Genomic DNA, 21,250 nt, shown 5'->3' with positions numbered 1-21,250 from the left:
ATACTCCCGCTAGTGAGAAAACAAGGAATTTCGACGCCTTCTTCATGACTTTCTGCACGCCTCAAGCCCCGCTCCTGTAAAAACGGGGTCAAACCATAATTATTTAAAATATGGTCTAACCCCGCCTTCCGCCAACACCAATTAAGAAACGCCATTCCATCAAGAATTACGATAATCCTCCAACTCTGACAGCAACTTAACCAGATCAAAAGGAACTTCTGAAAACTTAAACTCATCAATTATCTTGAAATCAGTAAGAGTAATCGAGTATCTATTAGAGACGATTGCGCGCAGTTCTCTAAGAACGCTTTTTCCACCAACGATCTCCATGCGAGAGTTTAAATCACTCCACTTATCACTAAAAACTTGGAGAGCCTCAGTCCCGAGCACCGCAGGATCCCTACCAGTCCCTTTGTGAAACTCTGAGTACTTAGCAACATACTGCCCCTGCAACGCCACCTGAAACATATCCGTAACTTCTCGAAGTAGCAATAAAACATCCACCTCCAAAGATAGCTCACCTGAACGATTAACTCTCTCCGCAACAGCCTTATTTATACAACGTTCTAACACCGAAGGAACCAAAAGATAGTTTTCAATTTCCTTTCGGCGATGAATATGAGCATATGTCAGTTGTGACTTTAACCCCTTCTCGACATGCGCAATTTCATCCTCACACCAAAAATCACGATCATAGATTGCAGCAATCTTGATTTCAGACCCAAGCGTATTCTTCAACCCCCAAGCTAAACCTTGAACTCTAGGCCAAGAACTGTAGCCTTCAGATGCTAACTGAGTAATATCATTGCCCGAGGACAACTCATTAAGTTTAATCTTCTTTGCAAAACGACGAAGAATTTTATAATCCACGGCACCTTCGCAAAACAGAATTTTCTTATTTCTAGCCAACTGAGTTAATGTAATATTTTGAATCGAACCTAAAGAAGTAAGCGCTTGCTGCACCCCTTCTATATCTTTAACTCTTTTTGCAGACCTTTTTGTCTTATCAACAATCATTATCTCAGAAGGATCGGCCTCACCCATTATTTCCGTAGAATGAGTAGCAATGAGAAACTCATTAGCTTGGTCACGAAGAATCGCTAAAAACTGCCGCTGAAGATCAGGATGAAGGTAGACTTCAGGCTCATCAATCACCGTAAAACTGAATAATTTCGAGCGAGATAAATGTGTCAACAACTGGCACCAAATTTGAAAACCAAATCCTGCCCAAAAAACTTCACGATCCATTCTATTTTCGGTACAAAACATTGCCATCGTCGACGACACACGCTCTGGACGTGAAATAGACATACCAGGCCAAGAGTCCTCGATCATACCTTGAAAATTTTCAAATCCTTCTGGGTTTTGCTCCCAAAAGTTCCTGAAATGACGACATGCCCGCGGGGTGCCCAAAGATCGCCTAACAGTTTCCTCTGATATGATTGGTTCCTCGTGCTCCAAAGGCCCTAAAACTGGAATAACCTGCACAGAGAATGGAAATGCCTTTTTAAAGGCAGACGGCGTTTTGATGTGATTATCTGAACATTCCCAAGTCAATATACAGCCACCGTCCTCCGGAAAATTCAGAATCAATTTATTGGAATTCGAAAACCTAAATTCAATCTTAGTCTCTGAATAATTATAGTCGGTATGAACATTTTCAAGACTCACGGGTAACCCAGCCACAGGAACCTTATGACCAAGCACTCTTTTATCATCAAGAAATACGTACTCTGGCTTTCTACTATAGCCAGCGCGCAGGGCCGCCTCTAGAATACGGAACGCACTAATTACCGTTGACTTCCCGGCATTATTGGGCCCCACCAATATATTACATGACTCAAGAGACAATGAATATTGCTTCAAAGCCTTAAAATTATTAAATCTTATGGATGTAATAGTAATCAAAGCAACCTCCAGCACAGCCATATAGACAACACAAACAAGAATAAAAACACCTTTCTGTCAACACCCACTATAGTGAGCAGACGATTTTATCCACCCGGATTAGATTCATCTTTTTACAAGAGCTGAAATAGATCGAATAACTTTTTCTTTTATGCTGGAGAAAGCACCATCGGTAGCGAGTAATATTTTTTGTTGCGCAGTTTTCCATCACCGGCTCACTAAGGACTGTCGATTTGCCATCACTATAGCTCGTGCAGGCGCTAGCATGCATCTAGTCCTTAACATCTTCTGTCTTGATCGAACCATGCAGGAGCTTATCCGCGAAACAACTGTACAGGACCGAGGCACATTCCCTAGGCTCCGACGCTATGGAAAATAGGGATAAGACCATTATTATTAAATGTGGTCTGACCCCGTTGTTACACTATGGGTCGATTTCTGCCTGTAGCCGCCGTCAGCTTTGGGCCGCTTGCTGCCCGTCACGTACGGCAGAAATCGGCCAAGAGCTGTCGCCCACGCATGGCCTTTTCCAGCCCAAAACGATAATAATCGGAGCGGAGACGGCCTATTGAAAATTGGCAACATGGCTGAATCCGTCTCTTCTTCAGCATTCCATTATCGAAATCAGAGTAAGACTCATGGGCGCGCCCATCATTATCGGCAACAGCTATGGCCTCTGGGTCAGCAACAGCATGAAAGATACTTTTTGCGAGGTGCTAACCGCTGTCGCGACCTTGGAAGGCCATGATGTGAAGGCCATATATGAGGAGGCACCAGGTGTGGCCGGCACCTATGGTGTTCCAGGCGTGGGTATCCTTCTCGACGAGTTCTATATCTATCTTGGCGGATTTTCAGGCGTTCGACGCCACCTCGATGTTTGCCGAGTACGACTAGACGAAGTCAGAGAGTCTTGCGGGCTGTCGCCAGTTGCTGCCGAACGCATGGCTCACCTACTGGCATGGGCCGCATACCATATGGATGGTAACCCGATCCCTGTAGGCGGCTCTTTCTATGAGAGCTGGCCTCCTGACGCAGCTGAAACAAGGTAATACCCGCCTGCTTTCGGCCAAAAGTAGATATTAACGTCGGAGATAACTGGCGGCTGATAAGCTGGCAAAATCGACCAATCAGACGTTCATGTCGATCAATCCGCTAGTCCCTCTCATGCTCACCAGCCGGCATGAATGTCCCGCAAGTGGTCAGTCAACGCCATGGCTCGCCATTTGCCTAACCCCCTCGCCGCACGTTGGGCAAACCTGCCCCGCCATCTCGCATGCAGATCCGAGAATGAACTCGCCCCCCATAACCGGGAGCCATTTCTCGCAGCAACGCGGCTCGCGATGAAACGGCAACAGCCCCTAGCGCAGCGCATGCTCACAATTAGCGCGCCCTAGCTCCCCCCCTACAAAATACTTGTACAAAAATAGCGCTACGCATTTTTACAGCGCTCGCAGGATTCTATCGGCCCAAGGATGGCCTTGGGCTGTATCGCCGCCAAACACCAGTCAGCCCGATAGCCAGACCTCTATTTCTCGCGCCTGCCAGAAACAGGAGGTCACTGACCGTTCATCTGGATTAGATGATGTCATGACGACATCACCCCAATATAGTTGTACAAGACTTGTACAAGTATCAGAACTTGTACAAGTTTCACCCAGGCAGGAAATAACGCCGCTACTCGTTGCCGTCGAACAAAAGAATACCTGCGCAGGATGCGGACAAAGGGCGAATACATACCCTTGCAGGTGTCCCTAAATTGCTCCTCCCATTACGCAGGTACGCCATGCCATCGCACACTCCCCGGCTCTCTACACGGACCAGTCTCTATGCCGGCTATGCCAGCCTGCTCGCGTTTATGTTGCTGATCGCCGCTATCTCGCTGTACGCCCTGGCAAACAGCAATAAGGACTTTTTTCTCTACGTTAATGGCATTGATGCACGCACCCGCCTGGCCAACACACTGAACGACGCCGCCGCCCAGCGCGCGATTGCCCTGCGTAACATCGCCTTGAACAGCAATGTCACTGCGAGAGGACAGCAGCGGGGCGCGATTGCCGCCAACGAACAAATGGTGGCCAGCAGCCTCGCCGCGCTACGCCAGGCAATTGATAACCATGATGATGTGTCGCCCAAAGCACGTGAACTGTTCTCAACCATCGAGCAGGTCGAGAGCCGCTACGAACCGGTAGCGCACACCATTGCCGAGCACCTGTTCAAGGGTGAAAACGACGAGGCCCTGCGCATGGTCAGCGAGCAGTGCACACCATTACTGGCCGAGCTGACCCAGGCAATTGGCCAATATCTGCGCTACACCAACCAGAAGGCAGACCTGCAGGTCAGCGAAAATGACGCACACTATCTTTCTCAACGCAACCTGCTGCTCGTCATTACTGCGCTGGCCGTCTTACTAGCAGCGGTACTGGGCTACGTCATCAGCCGCAACCTGCTGCGCGCGCTGGGTGCCGAACCGAGTGAACTCAACCAGCTCGCCCAACGGGTTGCCCAGGGCGATCTGCGCGCTAGCGAGCGCACGATTGAGCCACCACAAGCCAGCATCATGGCCGCCCTGCTGAGCATGCAGGAGAACCTGCGGGACATGACCAAGGGCATAAACCTGTCCTCACAGACCGTGGCCGATTCCAGCCAGGAGCTTAGCCAATCGAGCCTGAGAAACGCCGAAAGCGTGGCCATGGCACAGTGCGAGGTCGAGCAGATCGTCACCGCCGTTCACCAAATGGCCGCCACCGTGCAGGATGTCGCGCGCAATGCGGAATCCGCCGCCAGTGCCGCCAGCGAGGCCGATAGCGCGGCCCTGTACAGCCAGCAGAAGGCCAAAGATGCCGTCAACATGATCGGCGAGCTGGCCGAGACAATAGAACAGTCCAACATGGCCATGGTCCGGCTGAAGGATGAAACCGGCAATATCGGCGGCGTACTTGAAGTGATCAAGTCGGTGGCCGACCAGACCAACCTGCTGGCCCTCAATGCAGCCATCGAAGCTGCCCGTGCTGGCGAGGCCGGACGCGGCTTCGCAGTGGTAGCCGACGAGGTGCGCAGCCTGGCAAAGCGTACCCAGAAGGCCACCTCAGAGATTGAGGGACTGATCGCCAGTCTGCAGAAAATTGCCGACGAGACCTCGCAGCATATGCAACGCTGCAAACGCTCCAGTGCGCAGTCGGTGTCCGGCGTTTCCGAGGCCGGTGACGCGGTAAGCACAATCGTAACCATGATCGAGCGAATCAACGGCATGAACCACCAAATCGCCGCTGCCGCCGAGCAGCAGAGTACCGTTGCCGAGCAGATCAGCCGGGGCATCGTCACCGTCAGCGAAAGCGCCGAGCAATCCGCTGCAGCCTTCCGCAGCGCTCAGCAGGAAAGCGAAGGACTGGCACGCACCAGCGTGACATTGCGAGAGAACATCTCGCGCTTTCAGCTTTAGGGTCTGTTGCCGTTTCATCGCGAGCCGCGTTGCTGCGAGTGAAACGGCAACAGCCCCTACTGCTAGCAGGCCGTAGGCATTAGGTGACAGACGACTAACAGGAGAGATTAACCGTGGTCTGTCCCGGATTATTTTCAATACCCAATAAACCCACTTTCGCGCCGAGCATATCATCGGACTTGAGAAAGTCTGCCCAGCTTGGTTCATGCTTTTAAAGAGGGGGAGATATTCGTGGTCTGCCCCAAGAAAAAAGGGGAAAGATTTTTGGTCTGACCCCAATTTTGCAATACCTGCCATTTTTGAGCGTCTGCCTTTGGCCGATTTCTGCCTTACAAGAGGATCCCCCTACGCTTGCAAAAATCGATCTGGCCGGCACGGGCAAAGGGCACTGGACGCCTTGTCATCGATGATCTCCTCGCTGGCCAGACGTCCCACTGTCGCCGCCAAAGTAATTCCAGGGTGCATTGCACAAACGTAGACGCCATCCACTTTGGGTAGATAACCGATGATGGGGATGCCATCGGCAGGCATGGGCCTGAGTCCGACACAAACCCGTCCCGTATCTATGGAAACAACACCATGGAGTTCGTTCTGGATTATCTTGGCAGTTCGAAGCGCTATCGCTGCCGGCTGATTTTCCACGGCGTCGTCCAGGTAATCCTCTGCTGCCAGCAACGTACCATCCGAACTTTGCCTCACTTCCATTTCAGGGCTGGAGATGATGGTGTGCACGAGGTTGGGTTGTGACTTGTAACGGATGAAAATGGCAGGAGATGCCTCTATTGGCAGGGACGCTCCAAGCATGTCTGCCAGCTTCGTGATGCCTGTCCCGGCTGCCAGTACGACAATATCGGCATTGATGATGCCTATTGTTGTTTCCACTCCGGTAACCGTTGCACGCTGGGTTACAAAACCGAGCACGCGCGTCTGAGTGAGAATCTTCGCCCCATGCGCCTGGGCACCTGCGATCAACGCATGCGTAGCTGCCACTGCGTCCAGCGCTCCTTCTTCAGCCGCATACATAGCAGACTGGGGAGGGTTCTTGAGATTTGGTTCAAGGTCGAGAATTTGCGATCGAGACACTAGGTTTGCCGAAGCCTGGTGACCTGAGATCGGTAGCGCTCCAATCGCCATCACGCTGTAGGACAAGGCACCTGTCCATCGTATCTCCAGACCTGGCAGCTGCGTTTCGAGTCGCCGGTACTCCTTGATGGCAGAACCGCGCAGTTGCGCAATTGGGTCAGGTTCGGGGTGTGAGGCATTGAGCCAAGCGAATGAGCTGCCTGTCACTCCCGACGCTATATCTTCAGCTTCTACCAAAGTGACATTCGCGCTTTTAACTGCCAAGTGATACGCCAATGACGCGCCAACGATGCCTGCACCAATGACAACGACTCGTTTGCCCTGACCATTTCCCATATCAACCTCCGTTCCGTCGATGTATCGATGGTACGACAGCTGGATGATTTCATGACATGAGAACCTTATCGTTCAGGACGCTTTCTGAGTGTCTGCTACGGCCGATAGCTGCCAGCTACGACTAACCGATTTCAGCCAAAATTGATCGTTCGCAGGAGACCTAAATTGGCAGACCCAGGTAGGCGCTCCCTACTGAGAACTTAATGCACGGTTAGAACGGACGGGAATTAGAGCTCAGACCACAACTACAAATCGCAGCCTCTCCAAAAACGCTACTCCTCCTCCACTCCACGCATCAGTGACCCAAACAACTCCCCCCGCGGCATCTCACTCACCGCTATCCCCGCATCCTCAAACCACTTTTTCCCCGCCTCCGGATGCGGCCCGCTCAGCACCACCACGCCCTTCTCATACGTATACCGCGCCGCCGCCACGTCACCGTTGTGATAGGTCGCAATGGTTGTGTAAGGCGACGCCCCATCCGCTTTGGGAAAGTACGGCCCGTCCTGATAAAACACACTGTCGGCCTTCCCCTCCCACACAACCCGCACCGACGCATCCGCAATGCCCGCCACTTCAAACCCAGGCCTGCCCGCTTCGGAATCAAGGTCCTGGGGTATCAGGCCAAGGTTGCTGTTATCCGCCAGGTACGCGCCCATGCACAGCCCCAAATAGCGCCCGCCCTTGGCGACGTAGTCGCGAATGGCTTCAGCGCGCGCCTTACCCAGGCTGTCGAGGGCGGCGGGGATATCCTGGCCGCCGCCCGGTTGCACATAGAGGTCATAGCGCGCGAGGTTGTGTGGCGTGATGTCGACGGATTCATCGGCGCCCACAAAGTCGATCTGATAAGTCGGGCTGAGCCGCTGCAATGCTCTTTTCACGCTCTCGGAACAGTCATCGCAGCCTGCCGGGCCACGGTAGATGGCGACATGGGTGATGGGCGTGGCGGCATGTACGAAAGGCGCTTGCAGCGTGGCAAACGCAAGAAGCGCAGCGGCGGTGGCGGGCAGGTGCATGGTAGTGGGCTCATTAAACAGGGCTGATCCAGACGTGCCCGCCAGAGCCTATCTCGAATGCTGTTTTGAATACGTTAACAGTTGTAAATCGGCTACTGTCGCGTGTACCCACATCCGCCAGAGGGCAAGCAATGGATCTGAAATTCAGTCACGTCGACGTGCTGGTCGAGAACCTTGAAGCGACATGTGCCTACTACGCGAAGATTCTCAACGCCAAAATCTCCAGCACCCAGGTGTGGGAGCGCGGCGGCCTGCATGTGCGTTTTGCGATTGCGTTGATGGGCCAGGAGCGGTTCATGTTGGTTCAGCCGTTGGCGGGCAACCTGCGAGAGCTGTTGGACGCCCACGGCGAAGGGATGATTTATCGGCATTGCTACACGACGCCGGACATCGAGGTGGCCTATGCCGAATTGGTCGCCTCCGGTGTGCAACCGGAGGATGAAAACGGCAGGCCATTGAGCCTTGAGGACCTGCGCTCGCCCTCCGGCAAACGCATCATCTGGTTGCCCAAGCGCTTTGGGCATTTCTCTATCGAGATTCTGGAGGAGAAGGGGCTGGAGGCGTTTATCGTCGCGGCGTTTGCCTGAAATGACGTTGCATTGCCCCAAGACATGAGGATAACTGTACGCCGTGACCTATTTCGAGATAGCCCGCCATGTTTGAACTCGCCTCCCTCGTCACTTACGTCGCCGTGGTGATTGGCCTTTTCCTGATCCCTGGCCCCTCTGTGTTGCTGGTGCTCACCCGCACGATTCAAGGCGGGCGCAGGGTCGGCATCGCGACCGGGCTGGGGGTGGCTTCGGGCGATCTGATTCACACCCTGTGTGCGGCGCTGGGTTTATCGGCGATTCTGATGACTTCGGCGGCGGCGTTTAACGCGGTGAAATGGGCGGGTGCGGCTTATTTAATCTACCTGGGCGTGCGGGCGTTCATGGCCAAAACCGGCACACATGCACGGCTTGAGTTGCCTGCGGTGACACCGCGTCAGGCGTATTTCCAGGCCGTGGGCGCAGAGGTGCTGAACCCGAAAACCGCGATCTTCTTTCTGGCGTTCCTGCCGCAATTCGTTCATCCGGAATCGGGCTCATCGCTGGTACAGTTTGCGCTACTGGGCTTGATCTTTTCGGGGCTCAGCGCGGTTTACACCAGTTTGCTTGCCATCGCCGTCCGCCCGTTGAGCCGAGGGTTCAAAGGGCTTTCCAGGCTGCGCCAGTGGGAAGGCAAAATCATCGGCACGCTGTTTATGGGCCTGGGGCTGAAAATTGCGCTCCAGCAGCGATAAGGACACCTTGGATGATTCATCTTCTTGCACTCTCGGGAAGCCTGAGAGAGGCTTCCTCCAACTCGATGCTGTTGTCCGCCGCTGTCCGGCTTTGCCCACAGGGTGTTTCGATCACCTCCTACGACAGCATCGGCCAGTTACCGCACTTCAATCCCGACCTGCTGAATACGCCGGGCGCGGCTGTTCTGGATCTGTACGACCAAATCAGCCGGGCCGATGGCCTGCTGATCTCTTGCCCGGAATACGCACGGGGAATACCCGGGTCGTTCAAGAATATGCTGGACTGGCTGGTGAGCCTGGAGGCGTTTGCGGGCATGCCCGTTGCGCTGTACAACGCCTCCCCCAGGGCCAGCGCTGCACAGGCGGCTTTACGCCTGGTGCTGGAAACCCTGTCAGCCGTGATCGTGGATGACGCGTCATTCACGGTGAATTTGCTGGCATCAAAAGCCTCGCTCGATCAGTTGGTGCAAGATCACGAAGTCAGTGAGCGCATCCGGCTGTCCCTGGAAAACATGGCGACGCATATTGATTCACGGATGAGCGTTCTTTAGAACACGCTCAGAACACTCTTCAATCATTGCCCTCACCCGAGTTCCTATGCCCTCAACCAAACGCGACAACGCCCGTATCGAACGCCGCCTGGTCGCCACCCTCACCGAAGCCTGTGAAATCGCCAAAGCCGAAATTCCAGGCTTCGACTGGCTGACGCACACCGTGGACTACGCCACCTTCCCTCAAAGCCTGCGGGTGATTTGGGTGTTCGACACGCGGGCCAACCTGGACCACGCCCTGGCAACCGGAGCCGAGCAACGCATGCGGGAACTGACCGCTGCTGCGTTGCACGACGCCGAAGTGGCCCCGGTGCCAATGGAGCGCTGCGTACGCTTCGATTCAGAAGAGGCCTGCAGCGCCCAGCATGGCGGCGATTGGCGCCGACGCCTGGCCTGAGCCTCCACTCATCCATGAAGGAGCGCGCGCACATGCTCAAGCGCAGTGCGACGATGAAACTGCATACCGAATCAGCGTAACTATTGCGAAGATGAGCCGACAGACGATTCGACTTAGCAAGCCCGGGCGATTGTGGAAAGTATTCGTGTTGCATCACGAACGACGCAGGTGAGGCCGCTTCGATGTTTCCACGCATTGAGTGTCTATTAGGAAAATCCAGCCCCTCAAGGCCAGCCCCAATTTTGATTGTTTTTCTTGCACATCCCCCTCAACTGTTCGCCTCCCCCTACGCGAGGATCAACCTTGGAACGCTATGAATCATTGGTCATCGGCCTGGGCGCCATGGGTGCCGCCACGGTCTACCAACTGGCGAAAGCCGGTGTAAACGTCGCGGGTATCGACCGTCATCACCCGCCCCATACGTTTGGCTCAAGCCACGGCGACACTCGCATCACGCGGCTGTCAGTCGGCGAAGGCGCGCAATACGTGCCCATCGTGCGCAATTCGCACCGTATATGGCGCGAGCTGGAAGCGGTGTCGGGAGAAGCACTGTTTGAGCAGTCTGGGTTGCTGGTGCTGACGTCCAGCGATGACGTTGACCCCCATGATAAAACCGACTTCACCCTGCGTACGATTGGCCTGGCGCAAACCTATGGCATCGACCATGAAGTGCTGGATGCCGCGCAGATTCGCCAACGTTTCCCCCAATTCGCCAAGGTGGCGGACAGCGCCATCGGCTACTACGAGCCGGGCGGCGGGTTTGTGCGCCCGGAGCGCTGTATTGAGGTGCAACTCAAGCTGGCCGAGCAACTCGGCGCCACGCTGTACAAGGGCGAGACGGTAATTCACATCAGCTCCGACGCGCACGGTGTGACGGTGACCACCGACCGGCGCACGCTACAGGCCGACAAGCTGGTGGTGAGTGCGGGCAACTGGGCGGGAGGTTTGCTCGGGGCGCCGTTTGATCGGCTGCTCAGCGTCTATCGGCAACAGTTGTTCTGGTTTGAGCTTGAGCCGGACGCGGATCTGGTGGGGAAATCACCCACTTACATCCTCACACACGGCCGGCGCGAGGATCAGTGCCACTATGGCTTTCCCGCGCAGCCCGGCGAAGGCAGCTTGAAACTTGCCACGGCGCAATATCACACCACGTCCACCCCCGAGACACTGGACCGCACGGTCTCGGCGGCGCAAGGGCAGGAGATGTACGAACAGCAGGTACGAGGTCGTATCGCCGGGGTCACGGCCAACGTGGTCAAGTCGGCGGTATGCGCCTACACCGTGACACCGGATCATCATTTCATCATCGACGAACACCCTTCGCTGCAGCACACCCTGGTGGTCTCGCCATGTTCGGGGCACGGCTTCAAGCATTCGGCGGCGCTGGGCGAGGCGTTTGCGCAATGGTGCATACGCGGCTCGAGTGACCTCGACCTGTCGTCGTTTTCGTTGAAGCGCTTCGAAGGTCGGTAGGCACAGGGAATGGGGGCACACCGGCCCCCTGACCTGCTTTATTTGGCGAACGCGTATTCCCCACCTTGCTCCACTGCCTTCTGGTAAGCGGGGCGTGCCTGGAAGCGTTGCACCCAGGCTGCCAGGTTCGGATAGGCTTGCAACTTGCCTTGCGCCTTGGCGATTTCGCCGATAAAGCTCATCTGGACATCCGCGCCACTCAGCTCGTCACCGACCAGGTACGGCGTATCCGCCAGCACGTCGTTCAGATAGCCCAGGTAATTGGCCAACTCCGATTCGATACGCGGATGCAACGGTGCGCCCGCCTCACCCAATCGGCCGACGTAGAGGTTAAGCATCAGCGGCAGCATGGCCGAGCCTTCGGCGAAGTGCAGCCATTGCACGTATTTGTCGTAGGTGGCGGTAGCAGGATCAGGTTGCAGGCGACCTTGGCCGTGGCGACGAATCAGGTAGTCGATGATGGCGGCAGATTCGATCAAGACGAGGGAACCGTCTTCGATGACCGGGGATTTGCCCAGTGGGTTAATCGCCTTGAGCTCAGGCGGCGCGAGGTTGGTTTTCGGGTCGCGCTGGTAGCGCTTGACCTCGTAAGGCAGGCCGAGCTCTTCGAGCAACCAGAGGATACGTTGCGAGCGGGAGTTGTTGAGATGGTGAACAGTGATCATGAGGGGCTCCGTTGGGCAAAAACCAGGGTGTGTAAGAGCAGACTACACTGGCAGCAGGGAGTGCCCTCAAGAGAATGTATAACCGGGATCAACGCCGACGCGGTGACGAGCGGGTTTGCCCCGCTCGCCCCAATAAATACACCGTCAGCTCGGGATGGGGGATCAGACCAGCCGGAACCGCGCGGTATTTTCACTCAACGCCTTGCTGCCTTTGCTCAGCGTATCGGCGGCTTGGTTGACTGCACGTGCGCCGTCAAGCAAACGCCCTGCGGCCTGATCGACTTGCTGGATATTGCCGCTCACTTCATCCGCCGTCGCCGCCTGTTCTTCCACCGCCGCCGCAATCTGCGCCAGGGTGTCGGTGACGTTTTGCACCGCGCCGGCGATCTCGCCCAGGCGTGTGCCCAGCCCGGTGACCGACTCAGCGTCGGTCAGCGCCTGTTCGCACGCGGCGCTCATCAGGCTCACGGCCTGGCTCACGGTCGCGCGCAGGCTGTCCACCGTGCCGGCGATCTGCGCCGTGGAGGCCTGAGTGCGTTGCGAGAGGCTGCGTACCTCATCTGCCACGACGGCAAAACCACGGCCTTGTTCGCCGGCGCGCGCAGCCTCAATCGCGGCGTTGAGCGCCAGCAGGTTGGTCTGTTCAGCAATGCCGCGAATGGTGTCGACCACTGATTGAATCTGCTGGCCCTGCTGGCTCACTTGTTCCAACGCGTTGGCCGTGTCGGTCAGGCGCTGGTTGAGTTGCTGGATGCTGGCCGTGGTGCGCTGGCTGTCACGGCTGCTGTCTTCGGCAATGCGCCGAGTCTGCTGCGCGCTGCCCGACGCCTGTTCGCAGCTTTTGGCGACCCCCATCGAGGTGGCTGCCAGTTGCGTCGCGGCGGCCGCAATCTGGCTGATTTGGTGCTGCTGGTCTTCGACCTCGGTGAGCGTGCTGCCCGATTGCGAATTAAGGGTGAGTACGGTTGAACCCAGTTGCTGGGTCTCGTGGTTAACGCCCAGCAGGCTGGTGCGCAGTTGCATCACCGCGACGTTGAGCGCGGTGCTGATCGCCGCCAGTTCGTCACGCCCTTCTACCGCCACCTCGACGCACAAGTTGCCGTCGCGCAACGACTCGGCAAGCGTGGTGATGCCACTGGCGCTGCGCCGGATCGAGGCTTGCAGGCAGCTGAACAAGTACAGCGCCGCCAAGGCCAGCAGGCTGAACGTGGCCACCACTGGAATAAACTGCTTGAGTGAGCGGTCGTGGTAATAACTCAAGCGCTCATCCAGTGAGTGCAGCGATTGGCTGCGCAACGCGCCCAACGCGCCCAGCATGCCGTCGACACTGCGATCAAAGGCGGCGGTGTCGAGCTTGATCGTGCCGCCAAATACGCCGTCGTCCAGGGACTTGAGTTCGTTATCCAGCAACTGCAGGCTGTTTTCGTATTGCGCCGTCCACGGCTCAAGCCCCGCGTATTGCTTGGCTTTGAGCGAAGCGGCGGCCTTGACCAACTGGTCCCGTGCATCGCCGATACGGCCACGCAGGTCACGCATCTGCAAACGGCTTTGCAAGGTGAACTGGCCGGACGCGATGGACGACTGCCCGACGCTTGCCGTGCGACCGATGCGCTCGATCAAGTCCGGCGTGTGCTGGCTGGAAATCTGCATCAGCAGGTAGGTTTCCAGCCAGGGATCGAGGATCAGGCCCGTGTCCAGGGTGATCTGCTCGCGCAGGGTTTGCATGGCGGTCAGGGCAGCGGTGAAACGGTCGTAACCGTCCGGCCACCAGCCCACGGTGCGCAGGGACTGAGTGTCCATCCCCTTGACCGTCGCCTGCAACGCCTCGAAACGCGCCAATGTGTCGACACTGGCGTTCTGGGCCTTGAGCGCATCACCCAGGGTTTGCAGGCTTTGCATAATGACGGGATTGCCGGCATCCACCTTGTCCATCGCGGCCTGGGCGGCGGGCGTCGGGGTGTGCAGGATGTCCAGGGCTTTCCAGCGGGCCGCCTGGTTGCGTTGCGCGGTCAATTGGCCATCGAGTGCATCGAGCGCCAACAGTTGGCGAACGCCGGACTGCTCGCTGGAAATCACCGCGAGTTTGTCGCGGTAGTCCTGGCCGATCATCCACAGGCTTCCGGCCAGGGGCAGCATGAACAGGAAGAACAGCACCTGGAACTTGCGCGCGAAACCGAAACGGCCGAGCAAGCGGATACCGGGTGATAGAAGAGTGTGCATGACTGACCGCTCCCGAAAACAACCTGGAAATGACTAGAAGCAAAATGCCATGTCATTGATTAAGTTGGATCTAGCAAGATACGGGCCGTTGGTGCAGAGGCCGCAGATAGGCCGTGCGGCGAGGAGAAAATGCGCGGGCGTGCGCGAAAATGGGGCGAAAGCACTCAATGGGAGAGTGAAACGGTAACTCGACCCGCCATCACCCAGCGCTCGCCCCGGTACGCGTCATTCAATCCGTTGCTTTAACCAGCATGTACTGACTGAAATTATTAATGTGATCGTCCAGATTATCCTCGAGCATCATCCGGTACTGATCACAGAAATACTTCAGCATCGCTTCCCGTGCCTCGGCCATTTCGGCGCCGGACTTGAAATTGCGTGCGCTGGCCCAGGCGTTGAAGCGGGTGGTGCCGAACATCATTGAGGCGCTGACCTCGCCGAGGTTTTCGCAGGTTTTGAGCTGTTCGTTCGACAGTTCGATATGGGCGTCTGCACGGTCGTAGAAGGCTTGGTCGGTGGCGTCGGCCATGATCGGGTTCCTGGAGGGCAAATTAGGCCGCTATTGGAGCATATCCGGCCGCCGCCGAGGAGACGCCTCCGGGGAGGCGTCTTTGAACATCACGCCAAGGCGAGCACCAACCGCTCAAGGCCGATGCCGAAACCGGCGCCCTCTCGATAAGCGCCGCCGCCCACGACCTGCTGTTGCGCACCCAATGTCGGGCAGCGCACTTCGAAGCCATTGCCTTGCAGGTAGTAACTCAACCCGCGCTTCACCGCCAGATTCAGCTCATAGTCGAGCCCGAGCGTATTCAGAAACCCGGTGCAAAGGGCTTGGCTGCGCTGTAACGCCAACGCAGGGTCGGGGCTGAGAATCTCCAACCCCAGCTGGGTGAATTCGCGATAGCGACCGGCTTGAGGTCGCTCATATCGGTAACACCGCGCCACGTAGAAAAACATCGCCTCTGCTCGCCCATCAAGCAAAACGGCGCTGCGTTCCTGGAACAGTGCGGTGGCTTCCGGGATCAGGCAGCACTGGCGGCCCGCCTTGTCGTCGAAAGCCCACATCTGCCCGATGATTTCACTGCCGCCGGCTTTTTCGATAAACGTGTCCTGGCCCCACAGTGCCGGCACGATGGCTTCTTCAGCACCCGCTTCGATGAAGATAGCTCCGGAAACGGCCCTCTGTTTCACGCATCATTTGCGCTTCTTTACCCGTCACAATTCGCGTTCCGCGCAGCATGGTCATGTGTTGAATCTCCATTTTTTCAAGGCAATAAAAAAGGCGCCGTGGGCGCCTTGGGGGTGGTTCATTGAATGATCAGAGGTTCTGGTCAATCAGTGAGCGCAAGCAACCGCGGCACCTGAGGGAAGGTCCGTGGTGGTGATGGCGGTTGCTTTGCGAAAATTCAGTCATGGGCTGATCTTTGCACAGCCCTGGGAAGGGTTACAAGCCAACAGCTCAGTAATCCATCGCGTGTGCCGGGCGATCTCTTGCCGCTTTTGCTCCGGCACGGCCTGGCGCGCCTGCTCAAAGCCGGCCAAGGTCTTCTGCTTCTGGCGCAGCATGCGTTGCCATTTGGCCAGGAACACCGGGCTGCGGGCCTGCATTTGCAGCGGGCCGAAGTACAGCTGCTCGGCGGTATAGGTAACCGGCTCGGCGCGCTCGGCGACAATAATCTCGTAGTAAAAACGGTTTTCCCGCAGCAGCTCTTCGTGCAGGATCTGGTAGCCGTTGTCCATCAGCCACTGGCGCAAGGGTTGTTCGCCGCCGTTGGGTTGCAGGATCAGGCGTTCGCGGCCACTCAAGTGCGCCGTGCCGCTGTCGAGGATGTCGCGAATGGTCTCGCCGCCCATGCCGCAGAGGCTGATCGCCGTGATGCCGTCACTGGGTTCGATGGCCGCCAAACCATCGGCCAGGCGCACGCTGATGTGCTGTTCCTGGCCGTTGTCGCGCACCGTGCGTTCGGCCGCGTAAAACGGTGTGGTCGCGACCTCCCCCGCCACCGCCGCCGTGATCACGCCACGGCGCATCAGCGCCACCGGCAGGTAGCCGTGATCCGAGCCGATATCGGCCAGGCGCGCGCCCACCGGCACCTGCGCCGCCACGCGCTCCAGGCGCATGGACAATGTGTGTTCGTTCAACGGTTGTTCCTTATCACCACAAAATTACTCACCCGAAAACCGGTCCCGGCTGTTGGTCAGGTGCAACACCATGGCGGCCCGCGCCGCATCGGGGTCCTGACGCTTGATCGCATTGAAGATCGCCTCATGCTCCAGGTTCGCCAACTGCCCCAGCTTGGCGAAGTCGGCCCCGCCGCGTTCGACGCCCTTGACCTGAGTGCGCGGGATCATCGCATTGCCCAGGTGCAGCATGATCTCGGTAAAAAAGGTATTGCCGGTGGCCTCGGCGATCAGTTGATGAAAGCGTTTGTCCTCCTCCACGCAACTGTCGTTGTTGGCGAGCGAGGCCTGGTAGTCGTTCAACGCCTCGCGCATGCGCGCAAGTTGCTCGTCACTCCTGCGCAGGGCGGCCAGCGCCACGGCCTGCACCTCAAGGCCCAGGCGCAGCTCGAGCATGTTACGCACGCTGGCGACGGTGTCCACATGCAAACGCAAACCCTGCTGGGCATGCGGCTCCAGCACAAAGGTGCCGATGCCGTGACGCGTCTCTACCAGCCCGGAAGCCTGCAGCTTGGAAATCGCCTCGCGCACCACCGTTCGGCTCACGCCGTGCTCAAGCACGATGGTGGATTCCGACGGCAGTTTTTCACCGGGTTTGAGTTGCCCGAGCAGGATGCGCTGGGTCAGCGCGTCGACCACGCCCTGGGCCAGGTTATTGGGACGTTTACGCACAAGGCTTGGGTTTTCAATGGGCATCATCAGGGTCCACGGGGTTGGGCTGATGGGAGCTTAACACCCTGTTTGGCGGCGACGCTGGGTTGATTAACGAACCACCCAACTTGTATGACAACCAACCTTTTAGAGTCACACCCCATTTTCTGTACTTGAAGGTACCAGCGCTCATAACCCCTCTCAAAAAAGGCGGCTCAACCCTTTATATATAGGCTAATAACCAATAAACCCAGTTGGCTGGCGGCCTTATAAGAACAAATACATCACCCACCGGATTGCGAAACCAAGAAATCAACTTGTATGATGTCTATCAACAAAACACGCAAACCCGCATAAAAATAAATCAGGGGGAGTTTTGAATTGTGAACAATTCAAGCCATGCATCTGTCGCTTCAGAACGTGATTCGGTCCTCGCGCGCGCCGTGAGTAAAGTGAAGGGCCATGTGCTCCCGCTGTTCGTGATCATGTTCATCCTCAACTACATCGACCGGGTCAATATCGGCTTTGTGCGTACGCACATGGAGCATGACCTGGGCATCGGCGCGGCCGCCTACGGCCTGGGCGCCGGACTGTTTTTCATCGGCTACGCGCTGTTTGAAGTGCCCTCCAACATGCTGCTGCAAAAGGTCGGCGCGCGAATCTGGCTAACCCGCATCATGTTCACCTGGGGCATCGTCGCCACGCTGATGGCGTTCATCCAGAACGAAACCCAGTTCTATGTCCTGCGCTTTCTGCTGGGCGTGGCCGAGGCCGGCTTTTTCCCTGGGGTGATCTACTACTTCACCCGCTGGTTGCCCGGTGTGGAGCGCGGCAAAGCCATTGCAATCTTCCTCAGCGGCTCGGCGGTTGCGTCGCTGATCTCCGGCCCATTGTCGGGCGCCCTATTGCAAATCGAAGGGTTCGGCTTTCACGGCTGGCAGTGGATGTTCGCTCTTGAGGGCCTGGCCTCCGTCGCACTGGGGTTCTTCGTGTGGTTCTGGCTGGACTCCAAACCCCACGACGCCAAATGGCTGACCCGCGAAGAGCAAGACACGCTGGTGGGCGCCATCGACCAGGAACAGCGCGAGCGTGAAGCGCTGACCAGCGTCAAACCGACCCTCGGCAAGCTGCTCAAGGACCGCCAGATCCTGCTGTTCTGCGCCTTGTATTTCTGCATCCAGCTGACGATTTACGCCGCCACCTTCTGGCTGCCGAGCATCATCAAGAAGATGGGCGACCTGAGTGACGTGCAGGTCGGCCTCTTCAACTCGATCCCCTGGCTGATCTCGATCATCGCCATGTACGCCTTCGCTGCGCTGTCGGGCAAGTTCAAGTTCCAGCAAGCCTGGGTGGCCGCCGCGTTGTTGATTGCCGCAGTCGGCATGTTCATGTCCACCACCGGCGGGCCGATCTTTGCCTTTATCGCGATTTGCTTTGCGGCCATCGGTTTCAAATCTGCTTCGTCGCTGTTCTGGCCGATCCCCCAGGGCTACCTGGATGTGCGCATCGCCGCCGCCGTGATTGCGCTGATCAACTCCATCGGCAACCTCGGCGGCTTCGTAGCCCCAACCACTTTCGGCTTTCTGGAACAGACCACGGGTTCGATTCAGGGCGGCCTTTACGGCCTGGCCGGCACCTCGGTGCTCGCCGCAATCCTGGTGTTCTTTGCCAAGACCTCGCCCTCTGCGGTGTTGACGCCACACAGCGGCGTGCCCACGGGCGCCCCGCTCAGCAAACCTCTTTAAGCTTATTCAGGAATTTGCCATGACCACGTCCAAATCACCCGTCGTCACCCACTTCCACGTCATCCCGGTGGCAGGCCACGACAGCATGCTGCTGAACCTGAGCGGCGCACACGGGCCGTTTTTTACGCGCAATATCGTGATTCTCAAAGACAGTTCCGGCAATACCGGTGTCGGTGAAGTGCCCGGTGGCGAGCGCATTCGCGAAACGCTGGAAGACGCGCGCAGCCTGGTGATCGGCCAACCCATCGGCCAGTACCAGCGCATCCTGAACCAGATGCGTACCACCTTTGCCTCAAGGGATGCCGCCGGCCGTGGCCTGCAAACCTTTGACCTGCGCATCACCATTCATGCCGTCACCGCCATGGAAGCCGCCTTGCTCGACCTGCTGGGTCAATTCCTCGAAGTGCCGGTGGCCGCCTTGCTCGGCGAAGGCCAGCAACGCGACGCGGTAAAAATGCTTGGCTACCTGTTCTACGTGGGTGATCGCACCGCCACCGACCTGGCCTACCGCAACGAGGCCGACGCGGATGACGCGTGGTTTCGCTTGCGTCACGAAAAAGCCATGACCGCCGAAGCGGTGGTGCGCCTGGCCGAAGCCGCCAAAGAAAAATACGGCTTCAACGACTTCAAGCTCAAGGGCGGCGTATTGAGCGGCGATGAAGAAATCGAAGCCGTGACGGCACTGGCCGAACGCTTCCCGGATGCACGCATCACCCTCGACCCGAACGGCGCGTGGTCATTGAAAGAAGCCATCCGCCTGTGCCGCGATCAACACCACGTGCTCGCCTACGCCGAAGACCCGTGCGGCGCAGAAAATGGCTACTCGGGCCGCGAAGTCATGGCTGAATTTCGCCGTGCCACGGGTTTGAAAACCGCGACCAACATGATCGCCACCGACTGGCGCGAAATGGGCCACGCCATCCAGCTGCAATCGGTGGATATTCCGCTCGCCGACCCGCACTTCTGGACGATGCAAGGCTCGGTGCGCGTGGCGCAGATGTGCAATGACTGGGGCCTGACCTGGGGTTCGCACTCCAACAACCACTTCGATATTTCCCTGGCAATGTTCACCCAGGTGGCGGCTGCGGCGCCGGGCGACATCACCGCCATCGACACTCACTGGATCTGGCAGGACGGCCAGCGCCTGACCAGGGAGCCACTGAAAATCGAGGGCGGCTACGTGAAGGTACCGGCCAAGCCCGGCCTGGGCGTGGAGATCGACATGGACGCGGTGGCCAAGGCCCATGAGCTGTACAAAGGCATGGGCCTTGGGGCTCGGAATGACAGCGTGGCGATGCAGTTTTTGATTCCAGGCTGGGTCTTCAACAACAAACAGCCTTGCCTGGTACGTTGAGCCCTTCGTTCATGGCAGCCAAGGCCAGCTTCACCAGTTCCTTGCGCTGCATGGCGCGCCCCAGCACCGCCTGTGCACCTTGCCAGTTGAGCGACAGCAGCAGACTCAGCTTTTGCTGGCTGAGCAACGGCCCTGCCAGCCAATAGCTTTTGCGCTCGCGAATGCTGATGGCGTTCAACAGCCAGTCCTCACCTTGCGCCGCCAGCCATTGTTCAATGGCTGCGCGATGCCGCTGGACCAACGCCTGTGCATCCCACACCGTCATTTGCGCGATAAGCCACGGCAAGTTGCGTGTGGCACTCATCTGTTTCATATCGGCTGCCAGGGCGTTCAGCAGGTCGGCCTCGATCGCGGCCTGACATTCGCTGAAATAGCGCACCGGCCAGTCTGCAGACAAGCCCGCCCGCTGCGCGAGCACCTCGTATGCCCAGATATCCAGGGCTGTGGTCATTTTCCCGGTGAAATTCAGGGTATTGTCCAGAATCGCCGTGGCCAACAATGCCGCGCTGTGTCGGCTGATCTGCGGCATCAGGCCGGATTTTTCCCAACGCAGGAAGACCAGCGTCGCCGCTGCGCCGATTGGGCGGATATCGGCACCCGCGCCAAGCTTTTGCGACCAATGAATTTCAAAGCCGGGATGATGGTCGATGACTTCCCGCACCTGATCGAGCAGCACGCTCGGGTCAAAGTGATGGTAGTCGGAGACGTCCACCAACACGAACTCATCGCCGGCCATGGGCAGGTAATCGTCCAGCGAAGCGTTCCAGTCGAGCACGCTCCTGCAAATACTGAAATTCAACGGTGCGCTGCTCACGGCACGCGCCTCAATGCCCTGGTGATTAAGCAGTTCGGCGTACGCAATGCAGCAGGCGTACGCATCGATGTCCAGATAGGCCGAGCCGGAGGTCACTACCCTCATGATTGAATCTCCTTGAAGTGCGGCTCAAGC

Annotated in this window: 19 protein-coding genes; 9 read left to right on the top strand and 10 right to left on the bottom strand. The window is 57.4% G+C overall.

Annotation, left to right across the window (positions count from 1 at the left end):
* Positions 1 to 159 precede the first annotated feature (159 nt).
* Positions 160 to 1,929 carry an ATP-dependent nuclease gene (locus ACLBW8_RS03035; protein WP_447804542.1) on the bottom strand — a complete coding sequence of 590 codons (1,770 nt, stop codon included), beginning with the start codon at positions 1,927 to 1,929 and terminating at the stop codon, positions 160 to 162.
* Positions 1,930 to 2,546: 617 nt separating this feature from the next.
* Here ACLBW8_RS03035 and ACLBW8_RS03030 point away from each other — a divergent pair.
* Both ACLBW8_RS03030 and ACLBW8_RS03025 read left to right on the top strand, forming a co-directional pair.
* A complete protein-coding gene (locus ACLBW8_RS03030) occupies positions 2,547 to 2,957 on the top strand; it encodes a hypothetical protein (protein WP_064451907.1) in 411 nt (136 codons plus the stop codon).
* A 734-nt stretch (positions 2,958 to 3,691) separates the two neighbouring features.
* Positions 3,692 to 5,347, top strand: coding sequence for a methyl-accepting chemotaxis protein (locus tag ACLBW8_RS03025; protein ID WP_447804541.1), 1,656 nt, complete (start codon positions 3,692 to 3,694; stop codon positions 5,345 to 5,347).
* Between the two features lie 345 nt (positions 5,348 to 5,692).
* On the opposite strand, the gene ACLBW8_RS03020 is transcribed toward ACLBW8_RS03025, so the two are convergent.
* Both ACLBW8_RS03020 and ACLBW8_RS03015 read right to left on the bottom strand, forming a co-directional pair.
* Positions 5,693 to 6,766 (bottom strand): NAD(P)/FAD-dependent oxidoreductase, encoded by a 1,074-nt coding sequence (locus ACLBW8_RS03020; RefSeq protein ID WP_447804540.1) that lies wholly within the window; start codon positions 6,764 to 6,766, stop codon positions 5,693 to 5,695.
* Between the two features lie 272 nt (positions 6,767 to 7,038).
* Complete coding sequence (locus ACLBW8_RS03015) at positions 7,039 to 7,782, bottom strand: BPL-N domain-containing protein (RefSeq protein WP_447804539.1); 744 nt, start codon at positions 7,780 to 7,782, stop codon at positions 7,039 to 7,041.
* Positions 7,783 to 7,913: 131 nt separating this feature from the next.
* On the opposite strand from ACLBW8_RS03015, the gene ACLBW8_RS03010 reads away from it, so the two are divergent.
* The 5 genes from ACLBW8_RS03010 (at position 7,914) to solA (ending at position 11,485) form a co-directional block, all read left to right on the top strand.
* Entirely contained in the window at positions 7,914 to 8,369 is a 456-nt protein-coding gene (locus tag ACLBW8_RS03010) for a VOC family protein (RefSeq protein ID WP_262665619.1), read from the top strand.
* A gap of 68 nt (positions 8,370 to 8,437) precedes the next feature.
* Positions 8,438 to 9,064: a LysE family translocator gene (locus ACLBW8_RS03005; RefSeq protein ID WP_064453284.1), complete on the top strand. Its 627-nt coding sequence runs from the start codon at positions 8,438 to 8,440 to the stop codon at positions 9,062 to 9,064.
* 11 nt (positions 9,065 to 9,075) lie between these two features.
* The gene (locus ACLBW8_RS03000) at positions 9,076 to 9,615 is read left to right on the top strand and encodes an NADPH-dependent FMN reductase (RefSeq protein WP_447804538.1); all 540 of its coding nucleotides are present in this window, start codon (positions 9,076 to 9,078) and stop codon (positions 9,613 to 9,615) included.
* Positions 9,616 to 9,661: 46 nt separating this feature from the next.
* Positions 9,662 to 10,012, top strand: coding sequence for a hypothetical protein (locus ACLBW8_RS02995; RefSeq protein ID WP_064453285.1), 351 nt, complete (start codon positions 9,662 to 9,664; stop codon positions 10,010 to 10,012).
* Between the two features lie 303 nt (positions 10,013 to 10,315).
* Positions 10,316 to 11,485 (top strand): N-methyl-L-tryptophan oxidase, encoded by a 1,170-nt coding sequence (gene solA / locus ACLBW8_RS02990; RefSeq protein ID WP_447804537.1) that lies wholly within the window; start codon positions 10,316 to 10,318, stop codon positions 11,483 to 11,485.
* Between the two features lie 38 nt (positions 11,486 to 11,523).
* Here the strand turns inward: solA and ACLBW8_RS02985 are convergent, their stop codons facing one another.
* The 6 genes from ACLBW8_RS02985 to ACLBW8_RS02960 all read right to left on the bottom strand — a co-directional run bounded on the left by ACLBW8_RS02985 (position 11,524) and on the right by ACLBW8_RS02960 (position 17,247).
* Positions 11,524 to 12,150, bottom strand: coding sequence for a glutathione S-transferase family protein (locus ACLBW8_RS02985; RefSeq protein WP_064453286.1), 627 nt, complete (start codon positions 12,148 to 12,150; stop codon positions 11,524 to 11,526).
* Positions 12,151 to 12,312: 162 nt separating this feature from the next.
* Positions 12,313 to 14,370: a methyl-accepting chemotaxis protein gene (locus ACLBW8_RS02980; protein ID WP_064453287.1), complete on the bottom strand. Its 2,058-nt coding sequence runs from the start codon at positions 14,368 to 14,370 to the stop codon at positions 12,313 to 12,315.
* Between the two features lie 229 nt (positions 14,371 to 14,599).
* On the bottom strand, positions 14,600 to 14,899 hold the full coding sequence (locus ACLBW8_RS02975) for a DUF3144 domain-containing protein (protein WP_064453288.1): 300 nt from the start codon (positions 14,897 to 14,899) through the stop codon (positions 14,600 to 14,602).
* Between the two features lie 89 nt (positions 14,900 to 14,988).
* Positions 14,989 to 15,561: an ATP phosphoribosyltransferase regulatory subunit gene (locus ACLBW8_RS02970; RefSeq protein ID WP_447804536.1), complete on the bottom strand. Its 573-nt coding sequence runs from the start codon at positions 15,559 to 15,561 to the stop codon at positions 14,989 to 14,991.
* A 219-nt stretch (positions 15,562 to 15,780) separates the two neighbouring features.
* Positions 15,781 to 16,512: a tRNA (adenine(22)-N(1))-methyltransferase gene (locus ACLBW8_RS02965; RefSeq protein WP_447804535.1), complete on the bottom strand. Its 732-nt coding sequence runs from the start codon at positions 16,510 to 16,512 to the stop codon at positions 15,781 to 15,783.
* Between the two features lie 24 nt (positions 16,513 to 16,536).
* Positions 16,537 to 17,247 carry a FadR/GntR family transcriptional regulator gene (locus tag ACLBW8_RS02960; protein ID WP_064453291.1) on the bottom strand — a complete coding sequence of 237 codons (711 nt, stop codon included), beginning with the start codon at positions 17,245 to 17,247 and terminating at the stop codon, positions 16,537 to 16,539.
* A gap of 338 nt (positions 17,248 to 17,585) precedes the next feature.
* Here ACLBW8_RS02960 and ACLBW8_RS02955 point away from each other — a divergent pair, with 338 nt between their 5' ends.
* Together ACLBW8_RS02955 and gudD are read left to right on the top strand one after the other, a co-directional pair.
* Positions 17,586 to 18,947 (top strand): MFS transporter, encoded by a 1,362-nt coding sequence (locus tag ACLBW8_RS02955; RefSeq protein WP_221295271.1) that lies wholly within the window; start codon positions 17,586 to 17,588, stop codon positions 18,945 to 18,947.
* A gap of 19 nt (positions 18,948 to 18,966) precedes the next feature.
* Positions 18,967 to 20,301: a glucarate dehydratase gene (gudD, locus tag ACLBW8_RS02950; RefSeq protein ID WP_447804534.1), complete on the top strand. Its 1,335-nt coding sequence runs from the start codon at positions 18,967 to 18,969 to the stop codon at positions 20,299 to 20,301.
* On the opposite strand, the gene ACLBW8_RS02945 is transcribed toward gudD, so the two are convergent.
* The gene (locus tag ACLBW8_RS02945; RefSeq protein WP_447804533.1) at positions 20,270 to 21,220 is read right to left on the bottom strand and encodes a DHH family phosphoesterase; all 951 of its coding nucleotides are present in this window, start codon (positions 21,218 to 21,220) and stop codon (positions 20,270 to 20,272) included. The genes gudD and ACLBW8_RS02945 overlap by 32 nt on opposite strands.
* Between the last annotated feature and the right edge of the window lie 30 nt (positions 21,221 to 21,250).

Source organism: Pseudomonas sp. M5A4_2d, from assembly GCF_053345295.1.
The sequence above is the reverse complement of the archived record's forward strand: the minus strand, read 5'-3'. Positions and strand labels throughout refer to the sequence as shown.

Bases quoted from the DNA above. Each gene is read 5' to 3' on its own strand.
- ACLBW8_RS03035 (WP_447804542.1), bottom strand. From the start codon at position 1,929: ATGGCTGTGCTGGAGGTTGCTTTGATTACTATTACATCCATAAGATTT.
- ACLBW8_RS03030 (WP_064451907.1), top strand. From the start codon at position 2,547: ATGGGCGCGCCCATCATTATCGGCAACAGCTATGGCCTCTGGGTCAGC.
- ACLBW8_RS03025 (WP_447804541.1), top strand. From the start codon at position 3,692: ATGCCATCGCACACTCCCCGGCTCTCTACACGGACCAGTCTCTATGCC.
- ACLBW8_RS03020 (WP_447804540.1), bottom strand. From the start codon at position 6,766: ATGGGAAATGGTCAGGGCAAACGAGTCGTTGTCATTGGTGCAGGCATC.
- ACLBW8_RS03015 (WP_447804539.1), bottom strand. From the start codon at position 7,782: ATGCACCTGCCCGCCACCGCCGCTGCGCTTCTTGCGTTTGCCACGCTG.
- ACLBW8_RS03010 (WP_262665619.1), top strand. From the start codon at position 7,914: ATGGATCTGAAATTCAGTCACGTCGACGTGCTGGTCGAGAACCTTGAA.
- ACLBW8_RS03005 (WP_064453284.1), top strand. From the start codon at position 8,438: ATGTTTGAACTCGCCTCCCTCGTCACTTACGTCGCCGTGGTGATTGGC.
- ACLBW8_RS03000 (WP_447804538.1), top strand. From the start codon at position 9,076: ATGATTCATCTTCTTGCACTCTCGGGAAGCCTGAGAGAGGCTTCCTCC.
- ACLBW8_RS02995 (WP_064453285.1), top strand. From the start codon at position 9,662: ATGCCCTCAACCAAACGCGACAACGCCCGTATCGAACGCCGCCTGGTC.
- ACLBW8_RS02985 (WP_064453286.1), bottom strand. From the start codon at position 12,150: ATGATCACTGTTCACCATCTCAACAACTCCCGCTCGCAACGTATCCTC.
- ACLBW8_RS02980 (WP_064453287.1), bottom strand. From the start codon at position 14,370: ATGCACACTCTTCTATCACCCGGTATCCGCTTGCTCGGCCGTTTCGGT.
- ACLBW8_RS02975 (WP_064453288.1), bottom strand. From the start codon at position 14,899: ATGGCCGACGCCACCGACCAAGCCTTCTACGACCGTGCAGACGCCCAT.
- ACLBW8_RS02960 (WP_064453291.1), bottom strand. From the start codon at position 17,247: ATGCCCATTGAAAACCCAAGCCTTGTGCGTAAACGTCCCAATAACCTG.
- gudD (WP_447804534.1), top strand. From the start codon at position 18,967: ATGACCACGTCCAAATCACCCGTCGTCACCCACTTCCACGTCATCCCG.
- ACLBW8_RS02945 (WP_447804533.1), bottom strand. From the start codon at position 21,220: ATGAGGGTAGTGACCTCCGGCTCGGCCTATCTGGACATCGATGCGTAC.